Origin of the sequence: Streptomyces sp. NPDC046931 (assembly GCF_040644655.1) — a bacterium.
Taxonomy (GTDB): Bacteria; Actinomycetota; Actinomycetes; order Streptomycetales; family Streptomycetaceae; genus Streptomyces.
Genome location: NZ_JBEYWX010000015.1, coordinates 50,161 through 67,047, shown reverse-complemented (window position 1 = coordinate 67,047; position 16,887 = coordinate 50,161). Strand labels below are relative to the sequence as shown.

20 protein-coding genes and 1 pseudogene are annotated in these 16,887 nt (G+C 71.3%); 9 read left to right on the top strand and 12 right to left on the bottom strand.

The window, feature by feature from the left end:
• Positions 1-13: 13 nt before the first annotated feature.
• The 5 genes from ABZ876_RS24565 to ABZ876_RS24545 all read right to left on the bottom strand — a co-directional run bounded on the left by ABZ876_RS24565 (position 14) and on the right by ABZ876_RS24545 (position 4,161).
• Positions 14-874 carry an ABC transporter permease gene (locus ABZ876_RS24565; RefSeq protein ID WP_361785030.1) on the bottom strand — a complete coding sequence of 287 codons (861 nt, stop codon included), beginning with the start codon at positions 872-874 and terminating at the stop codon, positions 14-16.
• Complete coding sequence (locus ABZ876_RS24560; protein ID WP_361785027.1) at positions 834-1,688, bottom strand: ATP-binding cassette domain-containing protein; 855 nt, start codon at positions 1,686-1,688, stop codon at positions 834-836. Before ABZ876_RS24560 ends, ABZ876_RS24565 begins: the two co-directional genes overlap by 41 nt.
• Entirely contained in the window at positions 1,685-2,140 is a 456-nt protein-coding gene (locus tag ABZ876_RS24555) for a MarR family transcriptional regulator (protein ID WP_361785024.1), read from the bottom strand. Before ABZ876_RS24555 ends, ABZ876_RS24560 begins: the two co-directional genes overlap by 4 nt.
• Positions 2,141-2,331: 191 nt before the next feature.
• Entirely contained in the window at positions 2,332-3,342 is a 1,011-nt protein-coding gene (locus tag ABZ876_RS24550) for a cation diffusion facilitator family transporter (RefSeq protein ID WP_361785021.1), read from the bottom strand.
• Between the two features lie 150 nt (positions 3,343-3,492).
• Complete coding sequence (locus tag ABZ876_RS24545) at positions 3,493-4,161, bottom strand: TetR/AcrR family transcriptional regulator (protein WP_361785018.1); 669 nt, start codon at positions 4,159-4,161, stop codon at positions 3,493-3,495.
• A 153-nt stretch (positions 4,162-4,314) separates the two neighbouring features.
• On the opposite strand from ABZ876_RS24545, the gene ABZ876_RS24540 reads away from it, so the two are divergent.
• The 4 genes from ABZ876_RS24540 (at position 4,315) to ppk2 (ending at position 7,681) form a co-directional block, all read left to right on the top strand.
• A complete protein-coding gene (locus tag ABZ876_RS24540) occupies positions 4,315-4,872 on the top strand; it encodes an NADPH-dependent FMN reductase (RefSeq protein ID WP_361785015.1) in 558 nt (185 codons plus the stop codon).
• 494 nt (positions 4,873-5,366) lie between these two features.
• Positions 5,367-6,521, top strand: coding sequence for an inorganic phosphate transporter (locus ABZ876_RS24535; protein WP_361785012.1), 1,155 nt, complete (start codon positions 5,367-5,369; stop codon positions 6,519-6,521).
• Between the two features lie 19 nt (positions 6,522-6,540).
• Positions 6,541-6,774 (top strand): hypothetical protein, encoded by a 234-nt coding sequence (locus tag ABZ876_RS24530; protein ID WP_361785009.1) that lies wholly within the window; start codon positions 6,541-6,543, stop codon positions 6,772-6,774.
• A 22-nt stretch (positions 6,775-6,796) separates the two neighbouring features.
• Positions 6,797-7,681: a polyphosphate kinase 2 gene (gene ppk2, locus ABZ876_RS24525; RefSeq protein WP_361785006.1), complete on the top strand. Its 885-nt coding sequence runs from the start codon at positions 6,797-6,799 to the stop codon at positions 7,679-7,681.
• Positions 7,682-7,732: 51 nt separating this feature from the next.
• On the opposite strand, the gene ABZ876_RS24520 is transcribed toward ppk2, so the two are convergent.
• Positions 7,733-8,122, bottom strand: coding sequence for a metalloregulator ArsR/SmtB family transcription factor (locus ABZ876_RS24520; protein WP_361785003.1), 390 nt, complete (start codon positions 8,120-8,122; stop codon positions 7,733-7,735).
• 62 nt (positions 8,123-8,184) lie between these two features.
• On the opposite strand from ABZ876_RS24520, the gene ABZ876_RS24515 reads away from it, so the two are divergent.
• The gene (locus tag ABZ876_RS24515) at positions 8,185-9,285 is read left to right on the top strand and encodes a cation diffusion facilitator family transporter (protein WP_361785000.1); all 1,101 of its coding nucleotides are present in this window, start codon (positions 8,185-8,187) and stop codon (positions 9,283-9,285) included.
• Between the two features lie 29 nt (positions 9,286-9,314).
• Here ABZ876_RS24515 and ABZ876_RS24510 read toward each other — a convergent pair whose 3' ends face one another.
• Both ABZ876_RS24510 and ABZ876_RS24505 read right to left on the bottom strand, forming a co-directional pair.
• The gene (locus ABZ876_RS24510) at positions 9,315-9,869 is read right to left on the bottom strand and encodes a YbaK/EbsC family protein (protein ID WP_361784998.1); all 555 of its coding nucleotides are present in this window, start codon (positions 9,867-9,869) and stop codon (positions 9,315-9,317) included.
• 43 nt (positions 9,870-9,912) lie between these two features.
• Positions 9,913-10,485 (bottom strand): XRE family transcriptional regulator, encoded by a 573-nt coding sequence (locus ABZ876_RS24505; protein WP_361785419.1) that lies wholly within the window; start codon positions 10,483-10,485, stop codon positions 9,913-9,915.
• A gap of 93 nt (positions 10,486-10,578) precedes the next feature.
• Here ABZ876_RS24505 and ABZ876_RS24500 point away from each other — a divergent pair, with 93 nt between their 5' ends.
• Positions 10,579-11,436 (top strand): EamA family transporter, encoded by an 858-nt coding sequence (locus ABZ876_RS24500; protein WP_361784995.1) that lies wholly within the window; start codon positions 10,579-10,581, stop codon positions 11,434-11,436.
• Between the two features lie 2 nt (positions 11,437-11,438).
• On the opposite strand, the gene ABZ876_RS24495 is transcribed toward ABZ876_RS24500, so the two are convergent.
• Complete coding sequence (locus tag ABZ876_RS24495; RefSeq protein ID WP_361784992.1) at positions 11,439-12,203, bottom strand: acyltransferase; 765 nt, start codon at positions 12,201-12,203, stop codon at positions 11,439-11,441.
• A 107-nt stretch (positions 12,204-12,310) separates the two neighbouring features.
• Between ABZ876_RS24495 and ABZ876_RS24490 the strand changes: the two genes are divergently transcribed.
• Complete coding sequence (locus ABZ876_RS24490) at positions 12,311-12,844, top strand: gamma carbonic anhydrase family protein (protein ID WP_361784989.1); 534 nt, start codon at positions 12,311-12,313, stop codon at positions 12,842-12,844.
• Between the two features lie 178 nt (positions 12,845-13,022).
• On the top strand, positions 13,023-13,346 hold the full coding sequence (locus ABZ876_RS24485; protein WP_361784986.1) for a hypothetical protein: 324 nt from the start codon (positions 13,023-13,025) through the stop codon (positions 13,344-13,346).
• A gap of 74 nt (positions 13,347-13,420) precedes the next feature.
• Here ABZ876_RS24485 and ABZ876_RS24480 read toward each other — a convergent pair whose 3' ends face one another.
• Complete coding sequence (locus ABZ876_RS24480; protein WP_361784983.1) at positions 13,421-14,071, bottom strand: DedA family protein; 651 nt, start codon at positions 14,069-14,071, stop codon at positions 13,421-13,423.
• Positions 14,072-14,554: 483 nt separating this feature from the next.
• On the opposite strand from ABZ876_RS24480, the pseudogene ABZ876_RS24475 reads away from it, so the two are divergent.
• A pseudogene (locus ABZ876_RS24475) lies at positions 14,555-15,421 on the top strand (cation acetate symporter); the annotation flags it as partial.
• 34 nt (positions 15,422-15,455) lie between these two features.
• On the opposite strand, the gene ABZ876_RS24470 reads toward ABZ876_RS24475, so the two are convergent.
• Together ABZ876_RS24470 and ABZ876_RS24465 are read right to left on the bottom strand one after the other, a co-directional pair.
• A complete protein-coding gene (locus ABZ876_RS24470) occupies positions 15,456-15,908 on the bottom strand; it encodes a DUF4442 domain-containing protein (protein ID WP_361784980.1) in 453 nt (150 codons plus the stop codon).
• A gap of 127 nt (positions 15,909-16,035) precedes the next feature.
• Entirely contained in the window at positions 16,036-16,881 is an 846-nt protein-coding gene (locus ABZ876_RS24465) for a fused MFS/spermidine synthase (RefSeq protein WP_361784977.1), read from the bottom strand.
• Positions 16,882-16,887: the final 6 nt, after the last annotated feature.

Sequence of the window (16,887 nt, the reverse complement as noted above, 5' to 3'; positions counted from 1 at the left end):
ACCCGGCCGTGGTTCAGCGGGCCAGCCGCCCCAGCAGCGACGAGGCCGATGTGACGCCCACGGCCGCGGCCGCCGTCAGCACGCCGAAGTCGAGCAGCAGATGGGACGGTGTGCCGAGCAGAAGGCCGCGCAGGGCGTCGACCTGGTAGCTCAGGGGGTTGGCCTGGCTGACGGCCTGGAGCCAGCCCGGCATGACGGCCACCGGGTACAGGGCGTTGGAGCCGAAGAAGAGCGGCATCGTGATCGCCTGGCCGATGCCCAGCAGCCGGTCGCGGGTCAGGACGATGCCCGCGATGGTCATGGAGAGACAGGAGAAGAAGGCCGAGCCCAGGACGACGGCCACCGCCACCCCCAGCAGGCGCAGGGGGTTCCAGGTCATGGCGACGCCGAGCAGCGCGGCGATCACGACGACCACCAGTGCCTGGATCAGTGCCTTCAGGCCGGAGGCGAACGCCTTGCCGGTGATGAGTGCCGCCCGCGGAGTGGGCGTGACCAGCAGCTTGGTGAGGATGCCGGCATCCCGCTCCCAGATGATCATGATGCCGTAGAAGATGGCGATGAACATCGCGGACTGGGCGATGATCCCGGGCGCCAGATAGTCGAGGTACGGGATGCCTCCGGTGGGAATGGCCTTGATCCGGGTGAACGTCTCGCCGAAGATCAGCAGCCACAGTGCGGGCTGGACCGCGCGGGTGTACAGCTCGGTGCGGTCGTGGCGCAGTTTCTGCAGCTCGACCGCGCACATCGCGGCGACCCGCGCCGACAGTACCCTCCATCCGGTGCGGGCCCGGGGCGCGGCCAGCAGCAGTCCGAGGTCCGGCTGCGGGGTGGCGTCAGCCGACGCGGGAGGCGGTGCGGCGGGTGCTTCGGACATTGCGGAAGTCTCCTGACTGGTCGTCGAGGCCGCTGCCGGCGACGTCACGGAAGACGTCCTCCAGCGTCGGCAGCGGGCCGTCGGTGCCGAGCCGGCCCTGAAGGCCCCTCCTCAGCTCGGCGGGGGTGCCGAGGGCACGGACGCGTCCGCGGTGCATCAGGGCGACCCGGTCGCAGTACTGGTCGGCCTCGTCCATGTAGTGGGTGGTGACGAGGACGGTCATGCCGGTGGCGGCGCGGACGGTGTTGATGTGCTCCCACACGTTGGTCCGGGCGATCGGGTCGAGCCCGATGGTCGGCTCGTCGAGGATCAGCAGCCGGGGCGCGCTGACCAGCGCCTGGGCGAGTTCCAGCCGGCGGACCATACCGCCGGAGTACGTCTTCGCCAGGCGGTCGGCCGCGGCGGTCAGGCCGACGGCCGCGAGGGCCTGCTCGACGCGCCGGGCCCGCTCGCGACGGGGGACGTCGAAGACCCGGGCGAACAGGGCGACGTTCTCCCGGCCGGTGAGCCCGGCATCGGCGGAGAGCTGCTGCGGCACGTAGCCCAGCAGCCGTCGCACGGCCATGCGCTCGCGGGCCGTGTCGTGGCCGAAGACGTGGACCAGGCCCGCCGGGACCGGCAGAAGGGTGGTCATACAGCGGATCGCGGTGGTCTTGCCCGCCCCGTTGGGACCGAGTAGTCCGAACACCTCGCCGTCACGGACGGAGAGGTCGAGCCCGTCGACCGCCGTCGTCTCCCCGAAGGAGTAGTGGAGTCCGGAACAGCTGACGGCGTCCACCGCGGGCGCCTCGCCGTCCGTCGCGCTGCCCTTCATATCTCCTCGGCCTCCTCGTGCAGGTTCTCCGCCAGCTTGCGCAGCGCCGGAAGGGCCGCCTGGAGCGCGTTGCGGTCCTCGTCGCCGAGAAGGGCCACATGACGGCGTACCAGCGCGGTGCGCCGCTCGCGCCAGTCGCGCAGCCGTGCCTCGGCCGCCTCGGTGGGCAGCAGCCGCGCGGCCCGCCGGTCGGCGGGGTCGGTCTCGCGGATCAGATAGCCGTCCCGTGCCAGCTGGTTGACCAGCGTGGACACCGAGTTCCCCGCCAGGTACAGCTCCTTGGCGGCGTCCGACACTCCGATGCCCGGCCGGGACGCCACCAGGCGCAGCAGTTCGACCTCCGCTCCGCGCAGGCGCGGTGCCCCGGCCGCCCTGCGCAGCCGCCGCCGGATCAGCCGCTGCACCACCACGAGAGCGGTGGCCAGGTCGTCGGCGAAGTTCTCGGAAGCCACACCTTCGAGATTAGCTCTGTTTCAGAGGTATGTAGGGAAAGAGAGGGTCAAAAACAGTGGAATCGGACATTCCACCAAGGCCTTCCACCAGGGTCTTACGTCCGGTTCTTCCACCCGTTTCTTCCGTCCGGGCCTACCGTCAGGGCGTTCCGAATGGTCGTTTCGAACGGTGGTTCCGCCCGGGCGTTCCGTCAGTGATGGTGCGGCTCGTCCCGGTGCACCGGGCCGTGCGGGGCGTCGCAGTGCGCGGGGTCGTTCCCGGTGCTGCGGTCTCCGGGCAGCGCCACCTGGAGAACCCGTTCGGGCGTGTGGTCGACCTGGAGGGTGGTGTGGGTGATGCCGTAGTCGTGGCGCAGCACGTCTTCGAGGTCGCGGCGGACCGCGTGGCAGTCGCCGCCCGGCTCCACCAGGACGTGCGCGGACAGCGCGGCCTGGCCGGAGGTGATCTGCCAGACGTGCAGATCGTGCACCTCGACGACGTCCGGCCGGGCGACGAGCCGGTCGCCGAGCGCGTCCGGGTCGACATCGGCCGGCGCGGCCTCCAGAAAGATCCGGCCCGAGTCGCGCAGAAGTCCGTAGGCGGCCTTCACCATCAGCGCGACGACCACGAGGGTGGCGATGGGGTCGGCGCGTTCGAAGCCCGTCAGGAGGACCACGAGCGCGGCGACGGCGGTGCCGATGAAGGCGAACAGGTCGTTCAGGATGTGCTGGTAGGCGCCCTCCACATTGAGGGAGGTGCGGTTGGCCTTGGAGATGCACCAGGCGGCGGCCACGTTCACGGCGATTCCGGCCAGCGCGGTGGCCAGCATCGGGCCGCCCGCGACCCGCGGCGGATCGATGAGCCGTCGTACGGCCTCATACGCCAGCCAGGTGCCGAGCAGCAGCAGCGTGAGGCCGTTGACCTGGGCGGAGAGAATCTCCGCGCGCTTGAGGCCATAGGTGAAACCGCCGCGGGCCGGGCGGGCGGCGAGTCGCATCGCGATGAGCGCGAGCACGATGGAGGCGGCGTCGGTGAGCATGTGGGCCGCGTCGGACAGCAGGGCCAGCGAGCCTGCGAGGACACCGACGACCACCTCGGCCGCCATGAACACGGTGATCAGGGCGAGTGCGACGCCCAGCCAGCGGCGGTCGGCGTCCGCCGAGACACCGTGGGAGTGCCCAGCGTGACTCCCCGGGCCGTGGTCATGACCGTGCTCGCTCATCTGATCCGCCTTCCCCCCTCGCATCGGGTGCCTCACCGCAGTCAAACGCATTGCGGTGCCTTGGGGCAAAGGCTGCACCGGTGACCGTTGCCATGTCCGATAATACGCCGCTGACCTGCACAAACGGCGAGGTGACGCCCGTGTCGGGAGTCAGCCCGTGCATCGGCTCCATCGGCCTGTATAGCGATCGACCAGATCGCGCCATCCCGCGTCCACACGCTCCAGGGACATCCCGCGCTCGGTGAGCAGGTGGTCGACGAGCACGGTCTCGAGATAGCCGAGCAGCAGATGGCTCACGAGCTCGTTGTCGCCGTCCAGCCGCGCTTCGCGCAGCAGCATGCAGACGTGGGCCAGCCGGAAGCGGTAGGCGGGGCTCGTGCGGCGGCGGCCCGGCTCGATATGGGCCTCCAGGTAGAAGTCCCGGTGGGCATGCTCGTGGCGGATGACGGCCGAGCCGAAGGCGTGCAGCCGCTCCGTCGGGGCCGCCCCAGGGCCGAGCGGTGGCGGACCCGAGAGGAAGGCGGCCTGGAGCTGCTGCTCGTGATGGCTGAGCAGCTCCACGAGCAGGCCTGTGCGGTCGCCGAAGCGGCGGAAGACGGTGCCCTTGCCGACGCCCGCCCCGCATGCGATGTCCTCCATGGTCACATTGGCGATGCCGCGCTCGGCGGCCAGACGGGCGGCGACCTCCAGCAGCCGGGTGCGGTTGCGGGCGGCGTCCGCGCGTAGCTGGGGCGTCTCACTCGCCGGCAGCAGGGCGAGGTCCGTGGGGCCTCCCACGTCGCCCTGGGGCACGGAGAAAGGCGAGAGCGGCTCGGTCATGGCTCCAGATTAGCGGTCGGGGAAGACAATCGGACCCTGGTCCGTTTACGGTGACAGCGGGAAGTGGACCAGGGTCCGGTTAGAGTGGTACAACATTCAACGGACTCGAAAGGTCCGCTTGTTACCGATCGCATTCACCTTGGGAGTTTTGCCATGTCCGTACGCATCCTCGCTCTGGTCGGCAGCCTTCGCGCCGGTTCCCACAACCGTCAGCTGGCCGAGGCGGCCGTGAAGCACGCCCCCGCGGGCGTCGAGGTCGTGCTGCACGAGGGTCTGGGCCAGGTGCCCTTCTACAACGAGGACATCGACGTCGAGGGCAGCGTCCCCGAGGCCGCGACCGCGCTGCGCACCGCCGCCGCCCAGGCCGACGCCCTGCTGCTCTTCTCCCCCGAGTACAACGGCACCATCCCGGCCGTTCTGAAGAACGCGATCGACTGGCTGTCCCGTCCGTACGGCGCCGGCGCCCTGACCGGCAAGCCGGTCGCCGTCGTCGGCACCGCCTTCGGCCAGTACGGCGGCGTGTGGGCGCAGGACGAGACCCGCAAGGCCGTGGGCATCGCCGGCGGCGCGGTCGTCGAGGACGCCAAGCTCTCCATCCCCGGCTCCGTGACCCGCTTCGCCGAGACCCACCCGGCGGACGACTCCGAGGTCGTCGAGGGTCTGACCAAGGTCATCGAGCAGCTCTCCCAGGCCGCCCCCGCCGGCGTCTGACCTCCGGGGCCCCGGCTTCCCCGCCGGGCCGAAGCGTGACAAGGCCGTGGGCCAGGACCGAGATGTCCTGGCCCACGGTCGTTGTCACATCCGGGCGCTAGGGCACGCGGGCACGACGGGCACGCGGGCACGACGGGCGCGACGGCACGACGGCACGACGGGCGCGAGGGCACGACAGGCGCGAGGGCACGACAGGCGCGAGGGCACGCGGGCACGGCGGGCGCGAAGGCACGACGGCACGACGGGCACGACGGCACGACGGGCACGACGGCACGACGGGCGCGAAGGCGCGAGGGCACGGCGGGCGCGAAGGCACGACGGGCGCGCCAGGCCGGGACGGGACACGCACGACACGGCGCGCCCGACACAGCTCGCGCCGGTGTCGCGAATTCGCTCAGCGCACGCACATTCGAAGCCTGTTCGCCCACGCGACGCACGCCTCGCCGTTGTCCGCGCTTCCCCGGATATACGCCTTCGGTTGCTTGGATCGGGGGATGGACCACATCACGTTCCTCGTGGCCGTCGTCATCCTCACGGCGCTGGCCTTCGACTTCACGAACGGATTCCATGACACCGCCAACGCGATGGCCACCTCCATCGCCACGGGCGCCCTCAGGCCGAAGACCGCAGTCCTCATAAGCGGCGTGCTCAACATCGTCGGCGCCTTCCTGTCCACCGAGGTCGCCAGGACCATCTCGGGGGGCATCGTGAACGACACCCTGGTGACCCCAGGGATGATCTTCGCCGGACTGGTGGGTGCGATCCTGTGGAACCTGCTGACCTGGCTTCTCGGGCTGCCGTCGAGTTCCTCGCACGCGCTGTTCGGCGGTCTCGTCGGCGCCGTGTGGGTCGGTGCGGGCAGCCATGGCGTGCACTTCGACAAGGTTGTCGAGAAGGTTCTGATCCCGGCGTTCGCCTCCCCGGTCGTGGCCGGTCTCGCGGCGCTGCTGGCCACCTACCTCGCGTACCGGATCACCGCCCGGGCCCGCAAGGAGTCGGAGACCAGGGGGTTCCGGCTCGGCCAGATCGCCTCCGCCTCACTCGTCTCCCTCGCCCACGGCACCAACGACGCGCAGAAGACGATGGGCGTGATCACGCTCACCCTGATCACGGCCGGCGCGCTGGGCCACAACGCGGGCCCGCCTGTCTGGGTGACCACGTCGGCCGGTCTTGCCATCGGCCTCGGCACCTATCTGGGCGGCTGGCGCATCATCCGCACAATGGGCAAGGGCCTGACGGACATTCAGTCACCGCAGGGTTTCGCCGCCGAGGCCGCGTCCACCACCGTCATCCTCACCTCCGCCCATCTCGGCTTCGCGCTCTCCACCACACAGGTCTGCTCGGGCGGCATCCTCGGCGCCGGCCTCGGCCGGCGGCTCGCCGAGGTGCGCTGGGGCACCGCGGGCCGCATGGTGATCGCCTGGCTGGTCACGCTGCCGGCGGCCGCGCTGGTCGGCGGGGTCTCCGCGGGCGTCGTGAAGCACGGCGGCAACGCCGGAACCGTGGTGATCGCCCTGATCGCCGCCGCCGTGGCCACGTTCATCGTGATCGCCTCGCGCCGCAACCCGATCCACGCGAACAACGTCAACGAGACCCACGCGGTCACCATCCGCGGCACCGCGCCCACCCGCGTCGACAGCGCCGCCTGAGCCAGGGAGTGTGCGAGCCATGCACCTTGACTGGACCGCCCTCGGTCGGGTCACCGTGGTCAGCATCGGCGTCACCGTCGCCGTGGTCGTCGTCTTCGCGCTCGGTGTGCTCGGCCTGGCCCAGGCCGAGGCCGCCCGCGAGAGGGACGGCGGCAGCCATCGGCTGGCCGTCGCCCAGGCCGGGCTGTGTTTCCTGGCCTGCGTGGCCGTGGTGGTGTACGGGATCTATCTGATCGTGCCGCAGTTCCGCTGAGACACGCGGGGAGGGAGAACCGATGACACTGGTGACGGACGGAATGCGGGTCGACTACACCGACCACGACGACCCCGTGCTGCTCCGGCCGGACGGCACCCCGGTGGACACCTGGCGGGAGAACTACCCGTACGACCACCGGATGGAGCGCAAGGAATACGAGTGGCACAAGCGGCTCCAGCAGATAGAGCTGCTGAAGCTCCAGAGCTGGATCAAGGAGACCGGCCGCAGGCTCGTCATCGTCTTCGAGGGGCGTGACGCGGCCGGCAAGGGCGGCACCATCAAGCGTTTCACCGAGCACCTCAATCCGCGCGGCGCCCGGGTGGTGGCCCTGGAGAAGCCGACCGAGCGCGAGCGTGGGCAGTGGTACTTCCAGCGGTACGTCGAACACCTGCCGACCGAGGGCGAGATCGTGATGTTCGACCGTTCCTGGTACAACCGGGCCGGGGTCGAGCGAGTGATGGGCTTCTGCACGGACGACGACTACCGCCGCTTCATGCGCCAGGCGCCGCTGTTCGAGCGGATGCTCGTGGACGACGGCGTGGACCTGGTGAAGTTCTGGTTCTCGGTCTCGCAGAGCGAGCAGCGCACCCGTTTCACCATCCGTCAGGTCGACCCCGTACGGCAGTGGAAGCTCAGCCCGATGGACCTGGCCTCCCTGGACCGCTGGGACGAGTACACCGCCGCCAAGGTCGCCATGTTCCGCGCCACGGACACCGACTACGCGCCATGGACCGTGGTGAAGAGCAACGACAAGAAGCGGGCGCGCGTCGAGGCGATGCGCAGTGTCCTGGCCCGCTTCGGCTACACCGACAAGGACCCGGACGTCGTCGGCAGTCCCGATCCCAGCATCGTGGGCGCTGCGGCGAACCTGCTCGAGGCGGGCGAGGACGACGGCACCCCCTGAGGCGGGCCCGCGCGGACCACGGGCGCTGGGCTCAGCGGCGCGTCGCGGCCCTCAGCCGTGGCCCGGGCGGTTGGTCAGCCGGTGGTCGGCGAGGCTGAGCGCCTCGTCCACGACCCGGCGCAGATGGCCGTCGCGCAGCGCGTAGATCACCCTGCGGCCCTCCTTGCGGGTGTCCACCAGTCCCGCGAGCCTGAGCCGCGCCAGATGCTGGCTGACCGCGGGCCGGGCCGCGCCGCACGCCTGAGTGAGGGTGGAGACATCGGCCTCGCCTTCGGCCAGGGCGTGCAGCAGGGCGAGGCGGGTGCGATCCCCGAGCAGGGCGAGCAGCTCGGCGGCGAGCGCGAACTGCTCCTCACCGGGAGAGCGGGGGTGCCCGTCGGCCGCGCGGTCCGTGCGTTGCTGCGTACGGTGCGCAGGTGATAGGTGCATGCGTGCGCTCATACGCACATAATGGCTTCGCGGGTGCGGTCGCGTCCACTGTCGCGCGGGAAAGGGATCTGCCTATGGGACAGCAGCACGAGGGACACACGGGACACGGCGGACACCAGGCGCACGGGGACGACGGGGCACGGGGGCACGGTCACCGCCACCCGCACCCGCACCCGCACCCGCACGGCCCGCTCTCCCGCGTCCGTCACCTCCTCACCCCTCACTCCCACGAGCCCGCCGACAAGCTCGACTCCGCCCTGGAGTCCTCCGTCCGGGGCATGCGTGCCCTGTGGGTCTCGCTGGCCGTGCTCGGAGGCACCGCGCTGGCCCAGGCCGTCGTGGTAGTGATGTCCGGGTCGGTCGCGCTGCTCGGCGACGCCGTGCACAACGCCGCCGACGCCCTGACCGCCGTGCCGCTCGGCATCGCCTTCGTCCTGGGCCGGCGGGCGGCCACACGCCGTTTCACCTACGGGTACGGCCGCGCCGAGGATCTCGCCGGGATCGCCATCGTGCTGACGATCGCCGCGTCGGCCTCCTTCGCCGCCTGGAGCGCTGTCGAACGGCTGATGGACCCTCGCCCCGTGCAGCACGTCCCCGCCGTCGCCGTCGCGGCCGTCATCGGATTCGCGGGCAACGAGTGGGTGGCCCGCCACCGTATCCGGGTGGGCCGCGCGATCGGCTCGGCCGCACTGGTCGCCGACGGGCTGCACGCGCGCACGGACGGGTTCACCTCACTCGCCGTCCTGGCCGGGGCGGGCGGTGCGGCGCTCGGATGGCACCTGGCAGACCCGATCGTGGGCCTGGCGATCACCGCGGCGATCGCGCTGGTGCTGCGGGACGCGGCCCGGGAGGTGTTCCGGCGGCTGCTGGACGCCGTCGACCCGGCGCTGGTGGACCGGGCCGAGCGGGCGCTGCGCCAGGTGCCGGGCGTGTACGAGGTCGGCGAGCTGCGGCTGCGCTGGATCGGGCACCGGTTGCGTGCGGAGGTCGCCGTCGTGGTGGACGGCGAGGTGAGCGTGCGCCGGGCGCACGACATCGCGGTCGAGGCCGAACACGCCCTGCTGCACGCCGTTCCGCGGCTGACCGCGGCACTGGTCCACGCCGATCCGGCCCCGGCACCCGGCCGGGCGGACCCGCATCGGGCGCTGGCCCACCACGCCCGTACCGGACCCTGACCCCGAGGTGCGGGACCGGGGCCGGCACCTCAGACGCCCAGTCCCTCCAGGACCACGGCGTTCGCCAGCCCGGCGAACGCCTTCCCCGGCACCAGCAGCTTCCCCCGGCGCCTGCCGCTGCCGACCAGGACGTACGGCAGGTCGACGACCATCGAGTCGACCAGCACCGGCCAGCCGGCGGGCAGTCCGATCGGCGTGATGCCGCCGTACTCCATCCCGGTCTCCCCCGTCGCCACCTCCATCGGCGCGAACGATGCCTTGCGGGCGCCGAGTTGGCGACGAACCACGCCGTTGACGTCGACCCGGGCGGCGGACAGGACCACACAGGCGGCCAGCGTCGTCTCGCCGCTCCGCTTGCCCGCGACCACGACGCAGTTGGCGGACCGGTCGAGCAGTTCCTTGCCGTAGTGCTCCAGGAAGACGGCGGTGTCGGCCCACTGGGGCTCCGTGTCGACGTAGAAGATCTGGTCGGCGGGCACGCTGCCGCTCCAGTGGCGCACGGCGTCGGCCACCGGGGGGACCAGCTCATCGAGGCAGTCGGGGGCGGGAGAGGTCTGGTCGAAGTCTCCGATGGGTGCGCGCATGACGGCACGCTAACAGCCGCGCCAGGGCCGCCGGGGCGGTGTCTCAGCGGACGGGCGGCACCGAGACCGTCATCACCATCTCCATCGGCACGTCCCCGTCGTTGGCGTACGCGTGCGGGGTGTTGGCCTCGAAGGACGCGCTGGCGCCGGTCGGAACGTCGTACTCGACGCCGTCCACGGTGAGTGTCAGCCGGCCGGCGGTGACATGGACGAGTTCGACCGTGCCGGCAGGGTGCGGGTCGGAGGGGCTGCGGTCCCCCGGCATCAGCCGCCAGTCCCACATCTCCAGCGGGCCGGGGGCCTCGGTGCCCGCGAGCAGGCGGTTGTAACTGCCGGCGTCGGTGTGCCAGAGGCGTACGGCCTGCTCGGCCGGGACGATGCGGACCGTGGGGCCCTGCTCGTAGTCGAGCAGCGTGGTGACGCTGACGCCGAGCGCGTCGCCGATCTTGACGATCGTGCCGATGCTGGGGTTCGTGCGCGCCTGCTCGATCTGGATGAGCATGCCGCGGCTGACTCCCGCGCGGGCGGCGAGAGCGTCCAGGGTGAAGCCGCGCTCCGCGCGCCAGCGCTTCACATTGCGCGCCAGGGACTGGGTCAGCAGGTCGAGGTCCGACACGTTGAGTCCAATATTCTGCATGACAGAGTTCAGTTCACTGAACTATGGTGTGGTGCACCTGATTGTTCACCGAACTGTACTGCGAGGCGGCCCATGACAGCACTTTTCGCCCTGGTCACCAGTGTGCTGTGGGGGCTGGCCGACTTCGGCGGTGGGCTGCTGACCCGGCGACTGCCCGCACTGACCGTAGTGGTCGTCTCGCAGAGCGCCGCGGCATCCGTGCTGGGCGCCGTCGTGGTGGCCACCGGCGCCTGGAGCGAGGCGGGGCCCCGGCTGTGGTTCGCCTTCGCCGCGGGCCTGATCGGCCCGATCGCCCTGCTCTCCTTCTACAAGGCGCTGGCCCTTGGCCCCATGGGCGTCGTCTCCCCGCTCGCCACCCTGAGCGTGGCGGTGCCCGTCGGCGTGGCGCTCGCGCTCGGCGAGCGCCCCGGGCTGCTCCAGGCCGCCGGGATCGCGGTCGCCGTCGCCGGGGTGGTGCTGGCGGGCGGCCCTCAGCTGAGGGGCGCGCCGGTGCAACAGCGGGCGATCCTGCTGACCCTTGTCGCGGCGCTGGGGTTCGGCACGGTGTTCGCACTGGTCGCGGAGGCGTCGACCACGGTGACCGGGCTGTTCCTGGCGCTCCTCGTGCAGCGCGTGACCAACGTGGCCGCGGGCGGCGCAGCTCTGTACGCAGCGGTGCGACGCGGCGCCCCGGCCCTTCCACGGGACGGTTTTCCCTGGCGTTCCCTGCCCGCGCTCGCCTTCGTCGGTCTCGCCGACGTCGCCGCCAACGGCACCTACGCCATCGCCGCGCAGCACGGTCCGGTCACGGTGGCCGCAGTCCTCGCCTCGCTCTACCCGGTGGTCACCGCGCTCGCCGCACGCGGATTGCTCAGCGAGCGGCTGCGCGCGGTGCAGGCGGCGGGCGCGGGCCTCGCCCTGCTCGGCACGGTACTGCTGGCCACCGGCTGACGTCAGGACTCCGCATCCAGCTCCGCGAGCCGGACGACGTCCTCCTCGTCCAGCTCGGACAGCGCCAGCAACTGCTCCGGTGTCACCCCGTCCGGTATCGGCACCGGGGCCGGTGTCCTGAGCGGCGGCTGCCAGCCTTCCTCGGGCGTCCAGCGCCGTACGACCCGGGCCGGCGCCCCGGCCACCACGGCGTGGTCCGGCACGACTCCACGCACCACCGCGCCTGCCGCCACCACCACATTCCGCCCGATCCGCGCGCCCGGCAGGATCACCGCTCCGGTCCCGATCCAGCACCCGGGGCCGATCTCCACCGGTTCCATCCGCGGCCACTGCCTGCCGATGGGTTCATGCGGATCGTCATACGAATGATTGGTGGAGGTCACATAGACGTACGGCCCGAAGTAGCAGTCGCTGCCGATCGTGACCGAGGTGTCGGCGATGACATGGCTGCCCCGGCCGAGGACGACACCGTCGCCGATCCGCAGGATCGGATGGGGCCCGAGATCGAGGTCGGGCATCAGCCCCGCCGTCAGGGTGACCTGTTCGCCGACGATGCAGTGGGCGCCGAGGTGGATCCACGGCTCGCCGAAGACCGTGCCCAGCGGGAAGGCCAGCCTGGTACCCGTTCCCATCGCGCCGAAGCGGAGGCGCCCGGGATGCTCCGCGGTCACGGAACCCGCGCGCTGCACCCAGGCCCAGCCCGCGTGGACGGCACGCTGCGCCAAGCCGCGGCGCCATGACGAGAACGTGTTCCTGCTCCTGAGCACCCGCTCACCGTACTCAGCACCGGGTGCGCCCAGGGGCCCGCACCGCTGTGATCTTCGCCCTACGGAATGGCGTACGGTGCCCGTGGACCGACCACGAGGAGACGGCAATGACGCAGAGGGCGCTGATCGCGGGCATCGGCGGCAGGGACCCGGAGGTGGACGGGGAGGCGTTCGTGTCCCCCACGTCCGTGGTGATCGGCGGCGTCACGCTGCACGCGGGCGCGAGCGTCTGGTACGGCGCGGTGCTGCGCGGCGACGTCGAACGGATCACCGTCGGCGCGCGCAGCAACGTCCAGGACAACTGCACGCTCCACGCCGACCCGGGCTTCCCGCTCACCGTCGGCGAGCGGGTCTCCATCGGGCACAACGCCGTGGTCCACGGCGCGACCGTCGAGGACGACTGCCTGATCGGTATGGGCGCCACGGTCCTCAATGGAGCGGTGATCGGCGCGGGCTCCCTGGTGGCGGCCCAGGCCCTGGTGCCGCAGGGCATGCGGGTGCCCCCGGGCTCCCTTGTGGCCGGAGTGCCCGCCAAGGTGAAACGGGAACTGACCGCCGAGGAGCGCGAGGGCATCACGCTGAACGGCACCATGTACGCGGAACTGGCGAAGGCCCACCACGAGGCGCACCGACAGGACTGAGCCGGGGCGCCGGCCGGCGGCCGGGTGCGCTCGTCGGCGCCCGGGCGCACCTGGGGTCGGCCTTAAAGTCATGGACACGCCGAACAGATCTTGGATAGCCTCCCGGTGACCATTGCCTGGGCCTGTTTCGGTGGCCCTTGCGGCCTGCCTTGCAGGCACAACGAAGGGGGAGCAAGTCATGAACGGGAAGAAACTGGCATCGATCGCCATGACGCCGCTGGTGCTGGCAGGCATCGCCGTCGCCGCTCCGATCGCGGGCGCGACCGCCGCAAGCGCCAAGCCGAGCGGGTGTCAGGTGGGCCACCCCGACAGCAACACGGGGACGGCCATCTGCCGGACCGGCACCGGCCAGGTGCGGGTCAAGATCACGTGCCAGGACGGCATCACGGGCAGCAAGCATCTGGCGTACGGCCCGTGGGTGGGCGTCAACAAGTTGTCGAAGGCCGCCTGCGGTGCGCCTCAGCGCATGATCGTGACCCTGGTCGACTACCAGACCCGCTGAATCCACGGTGTTCGGGGGCGGGGCGGAACGATCAGCGCCCCGCCCGTCCCGTCACGCGGCCCGTCGGACAGGCCCTAGTCGGCTGCCGGCACGGTCTCCGGCTCGGCCGCCTCGCGCCGTGCCGCCGCCTTCCTGGCCTTGTGCCTGACCACCAGCATCGATGCCAGGCCGACGAGGACCGCCGCCACCAGCCCCAGCCACGAGAACTTCTTCAGCCACGACTCGGCGACGACACCGACGTAGTAGATGACCGCGGTGGTGCCGCCCGCCCAGACCACGCCGCCCAGGAAATTGGCGGTCAGGAACTTCCAGTACGGCATCCGCAGCACACCGGCGAGTGGTCCGGCGAAGATCCGCAGCAGGGCGACGAAGCGGCCGAAGAAGACCGCCCACATGCCCCACTTCTCGAAGGACCGCTCGGCCGTCGCGACATGCCCCTCACTGAAGTGCCTGGGGAACTTCTTCCCGAGCCAGGCCAGCAGCGGACGTCCGCCCCTGCGGCCGATCGCGTAGCCGATGGAGTCGCCGACGACGGCACCGATGCTGGCGCAGGCCCCGAGGACCACCGGGTTGACGCCTGCGTGCTGGGAGGACAGCAGCGCCGCCGACACCAGGACGATCTCGCCCGGCAGCGGGATGCCCAGGCTCTCCACACCGATGACGAGGGCCACCACGGCGTAGACGGCGACCGCGGGTACCGTGTCGAGCCATTCCTGGACGTGCAACGCCGCATCCTCCCGATTCGCGTCCCGTCTTGCCGGGGCACGCCCGGCTCGGGCAACCCCCCGGGAAGCCTACCTGCTCGCCCCGTCACGGCGGCGTGCCCTGGACCGTCCGCGCACACACGCGGACCGCCGCACGCGTACGGGCGGACCGCCGCATGCGTACGGGCGGGCCGGCCCGGCCTCGCTTCGGCTTGCTTCCGCTCGAAGCGACCGGGAAAGCGGAAACGATTCTGTTCAGATACCCCTTCCGCACAAGCGGTTGATAGGCCAATGGCCCCACTGCAATACTCCGCTTCCGGCCCCGTCGACACCCGACAGACCGCTCAGCCTCGCGCAGTTCGGCCTCATGGCCTTCGTGGTGTGGCGCTACACCGTGCACCGGCGTCGACATGTCGACCCGGCGGCGCGCCGGCTGCGCTCGGAACTGGAGCGCACACGACCGATCGGCCGGCCTCGCCCCGCACAGCAGAAGTGGCCGCGAACGTGGTGACGGTCTCCGCGGGTGTCACGAACCGGACCAGCCTGCAACTGACCTTCGTCCTCTTCGTGTCCGTCTTCGTGGTCACCCTCTTCACCGCGCTGCTGACCGCTCCGCAGCGGGACGAGATCGGCGAGTTCTACTCGGCAACCGGAACCTGTCCCCGCTGCGCAACGGCCTGGCGATGTGCGGCGACTATCTGTCGGTGGCGACCCTGCTGGGCCGTACCGGCCTCGTCGCCCTCACCGGCTACGACGGCCTCCTCCATCTGGCCGGAACCACGGCCGCGTGGATGACGGTGCTGCTTGTCATCGCCGAACCACTGCACAACGCGGGCCGGTTCACCCTGGGGGACACCCTCGCGCTGCGGCTGCCCCGCCTCCAGCGGCCCGTGCGCCTTGCCCTCGCCCTGTGCACCCTGGTCGTCACCACGCTGTATCTCGTCGCCCAACCGGTCGGCGCCGTAGCGCTGTCGCCACAGTTCGTCGGCGAGCCGAGCCAGGCCACACGCACCCTGTGCGTGGCCGTCATCGGTGGTGTACGCGGCACTCGGCGGCATGCCCGGCGCGACCTTCGTCCAGATCGTCAAGGCCGTGATGCTGGTGTCAAGGGTGGCGGTCATGGCGGTGGTCGTGCCGGCCCGCTTCCACTGGAACGTGGGGGCGCTCCTGTCGGGCGCCGAGCGGGGCAGCGGCCTCGGGCACCGCTTCCTCGAGCCGGGACTGCGCTAAGGCGGCGGCACCGCCAGCAAGCTCGACTTCTTCAGCCTGGAACTGGTTATCGTGCTCGGCCTCGCCGCACTTCCCCACATGGTGATGCGGCTCCTCGCCCCGCGCGTCGGCCGAGTGCTGCGCGCCTCCGTCGTCCGGGCGAACGACGAAGGCCGGGGAATGACAAAGAGCCGCGTCAGCTGTTCGGACGCAGGGTCCAGACGACGGTCATCTCACCGGTGACCGCGCCGTCCCCGCGCTGGATGGCGACCGAAACGGGGAACTCGGGGCGCTCCCCCGCGTCCAGTTCCGCGACGACGTCGGCGGCGGGGCGGCCGAGGGTGGCGGTCGCGGTGACCGGACCCGTCGCCAGCTTCTTGTACGCGATCTCGGCCCTGACGGCGAGCGGCACGGCCCTCGACAGCTGCTCACCGAAGGCAGCCAGCACGATGGCGCCGCTCGCCGACTCGCCCAGGGTGAACATCGCCCCGGCGTGCGGCCCACCGACGTGGTTGTGGTAGTCGCTCTGGTCGGGCAGGGCCACCACGGCCTTGTCCGGCGTGGTCTCCAGGAACTCCAGGTTAAGGGTCCTGGCCATCGGCACGGTGGCGGCGAGCATCTCGCCGATCGACATCTGGTCTGCGCTCATGCGCGGCATGTTACCTGCGAGTAGCGATCTGGACCAGGGTCGCCTGACCATCACCCGGCACAAGGCGGCAAGAGAGGCGCGGCCCTGTACGAACGCTGCGGCACCCGGCGGTTTCGGGCCGGCCCGCTCACCCGATGGTGAAGGTCCCCTCGGGCGGTACGGGTGACGGGACGGCGTTCTCGTCATGGACCGGCCGGGCGGCGACGATGAAGCTTTCCAGCGCGGCGCCCTGTTCCACCCGGGCCGGAAACGCGTCCGCGGCCGTACGGCGGGCGAGGGCGGCCGTGTCCAGGGGCTCGTGGGCGGCGACGAGTACGGCGTTGCCGAAGCGGCGCCCGCGCAGCACACCCGGCTCGGCGATCAGCGCCAGTTCCTCGAACACCACGGCGAGCGTGGCCAGTTGGGAGCGGAGGAAGGCGAAGGGCGCGGCGTCCGCGAGGTTCGCGAGATACACGCCGTCCGCGCGCAGCACCCGCTCGACGGCGTGTGCGTAGGCCACGGTCGTCAGGTGGGCGGGCACGCGGGAGCCTCCGAAGACGTCCGCGATCACGATGTCCGCCGAGTCCTGCGGTGCGGCTTCCAGCCAGGCGCGCGCATCGGCCGGATGCAGCCTGACGTCGGCGCCCTCGGGCAGGGGCAGATGTTCCACGACGAGGTCCAGCAGGCCCCGGTCGGCCTCGACCACGTCCTGCCGCGAGCCCGGCCGGGTCGCGGCGACGTAGCGCGGCAGGGTCAGCCCGCCTCCGCCGAGATGCAGCACGTCCAGCGGACGTCCCGGCTCGGCCACCGTGTCCAGGGCATGGCCGAGCCGTCGTGCGTATTCGAACTCCAGATGCGTCGGCGCGTCCAGATCCACGTACGACTGCGGTGCCCCGTCGACCGTCAGCAGCCAGGCCCGGTCACGGTCCACGTCGGGCATCAGCTTGGCGGTCCCGTGATCCACGGCTCGCGTCACGGGTATCGGCTCGGTCACGACTCC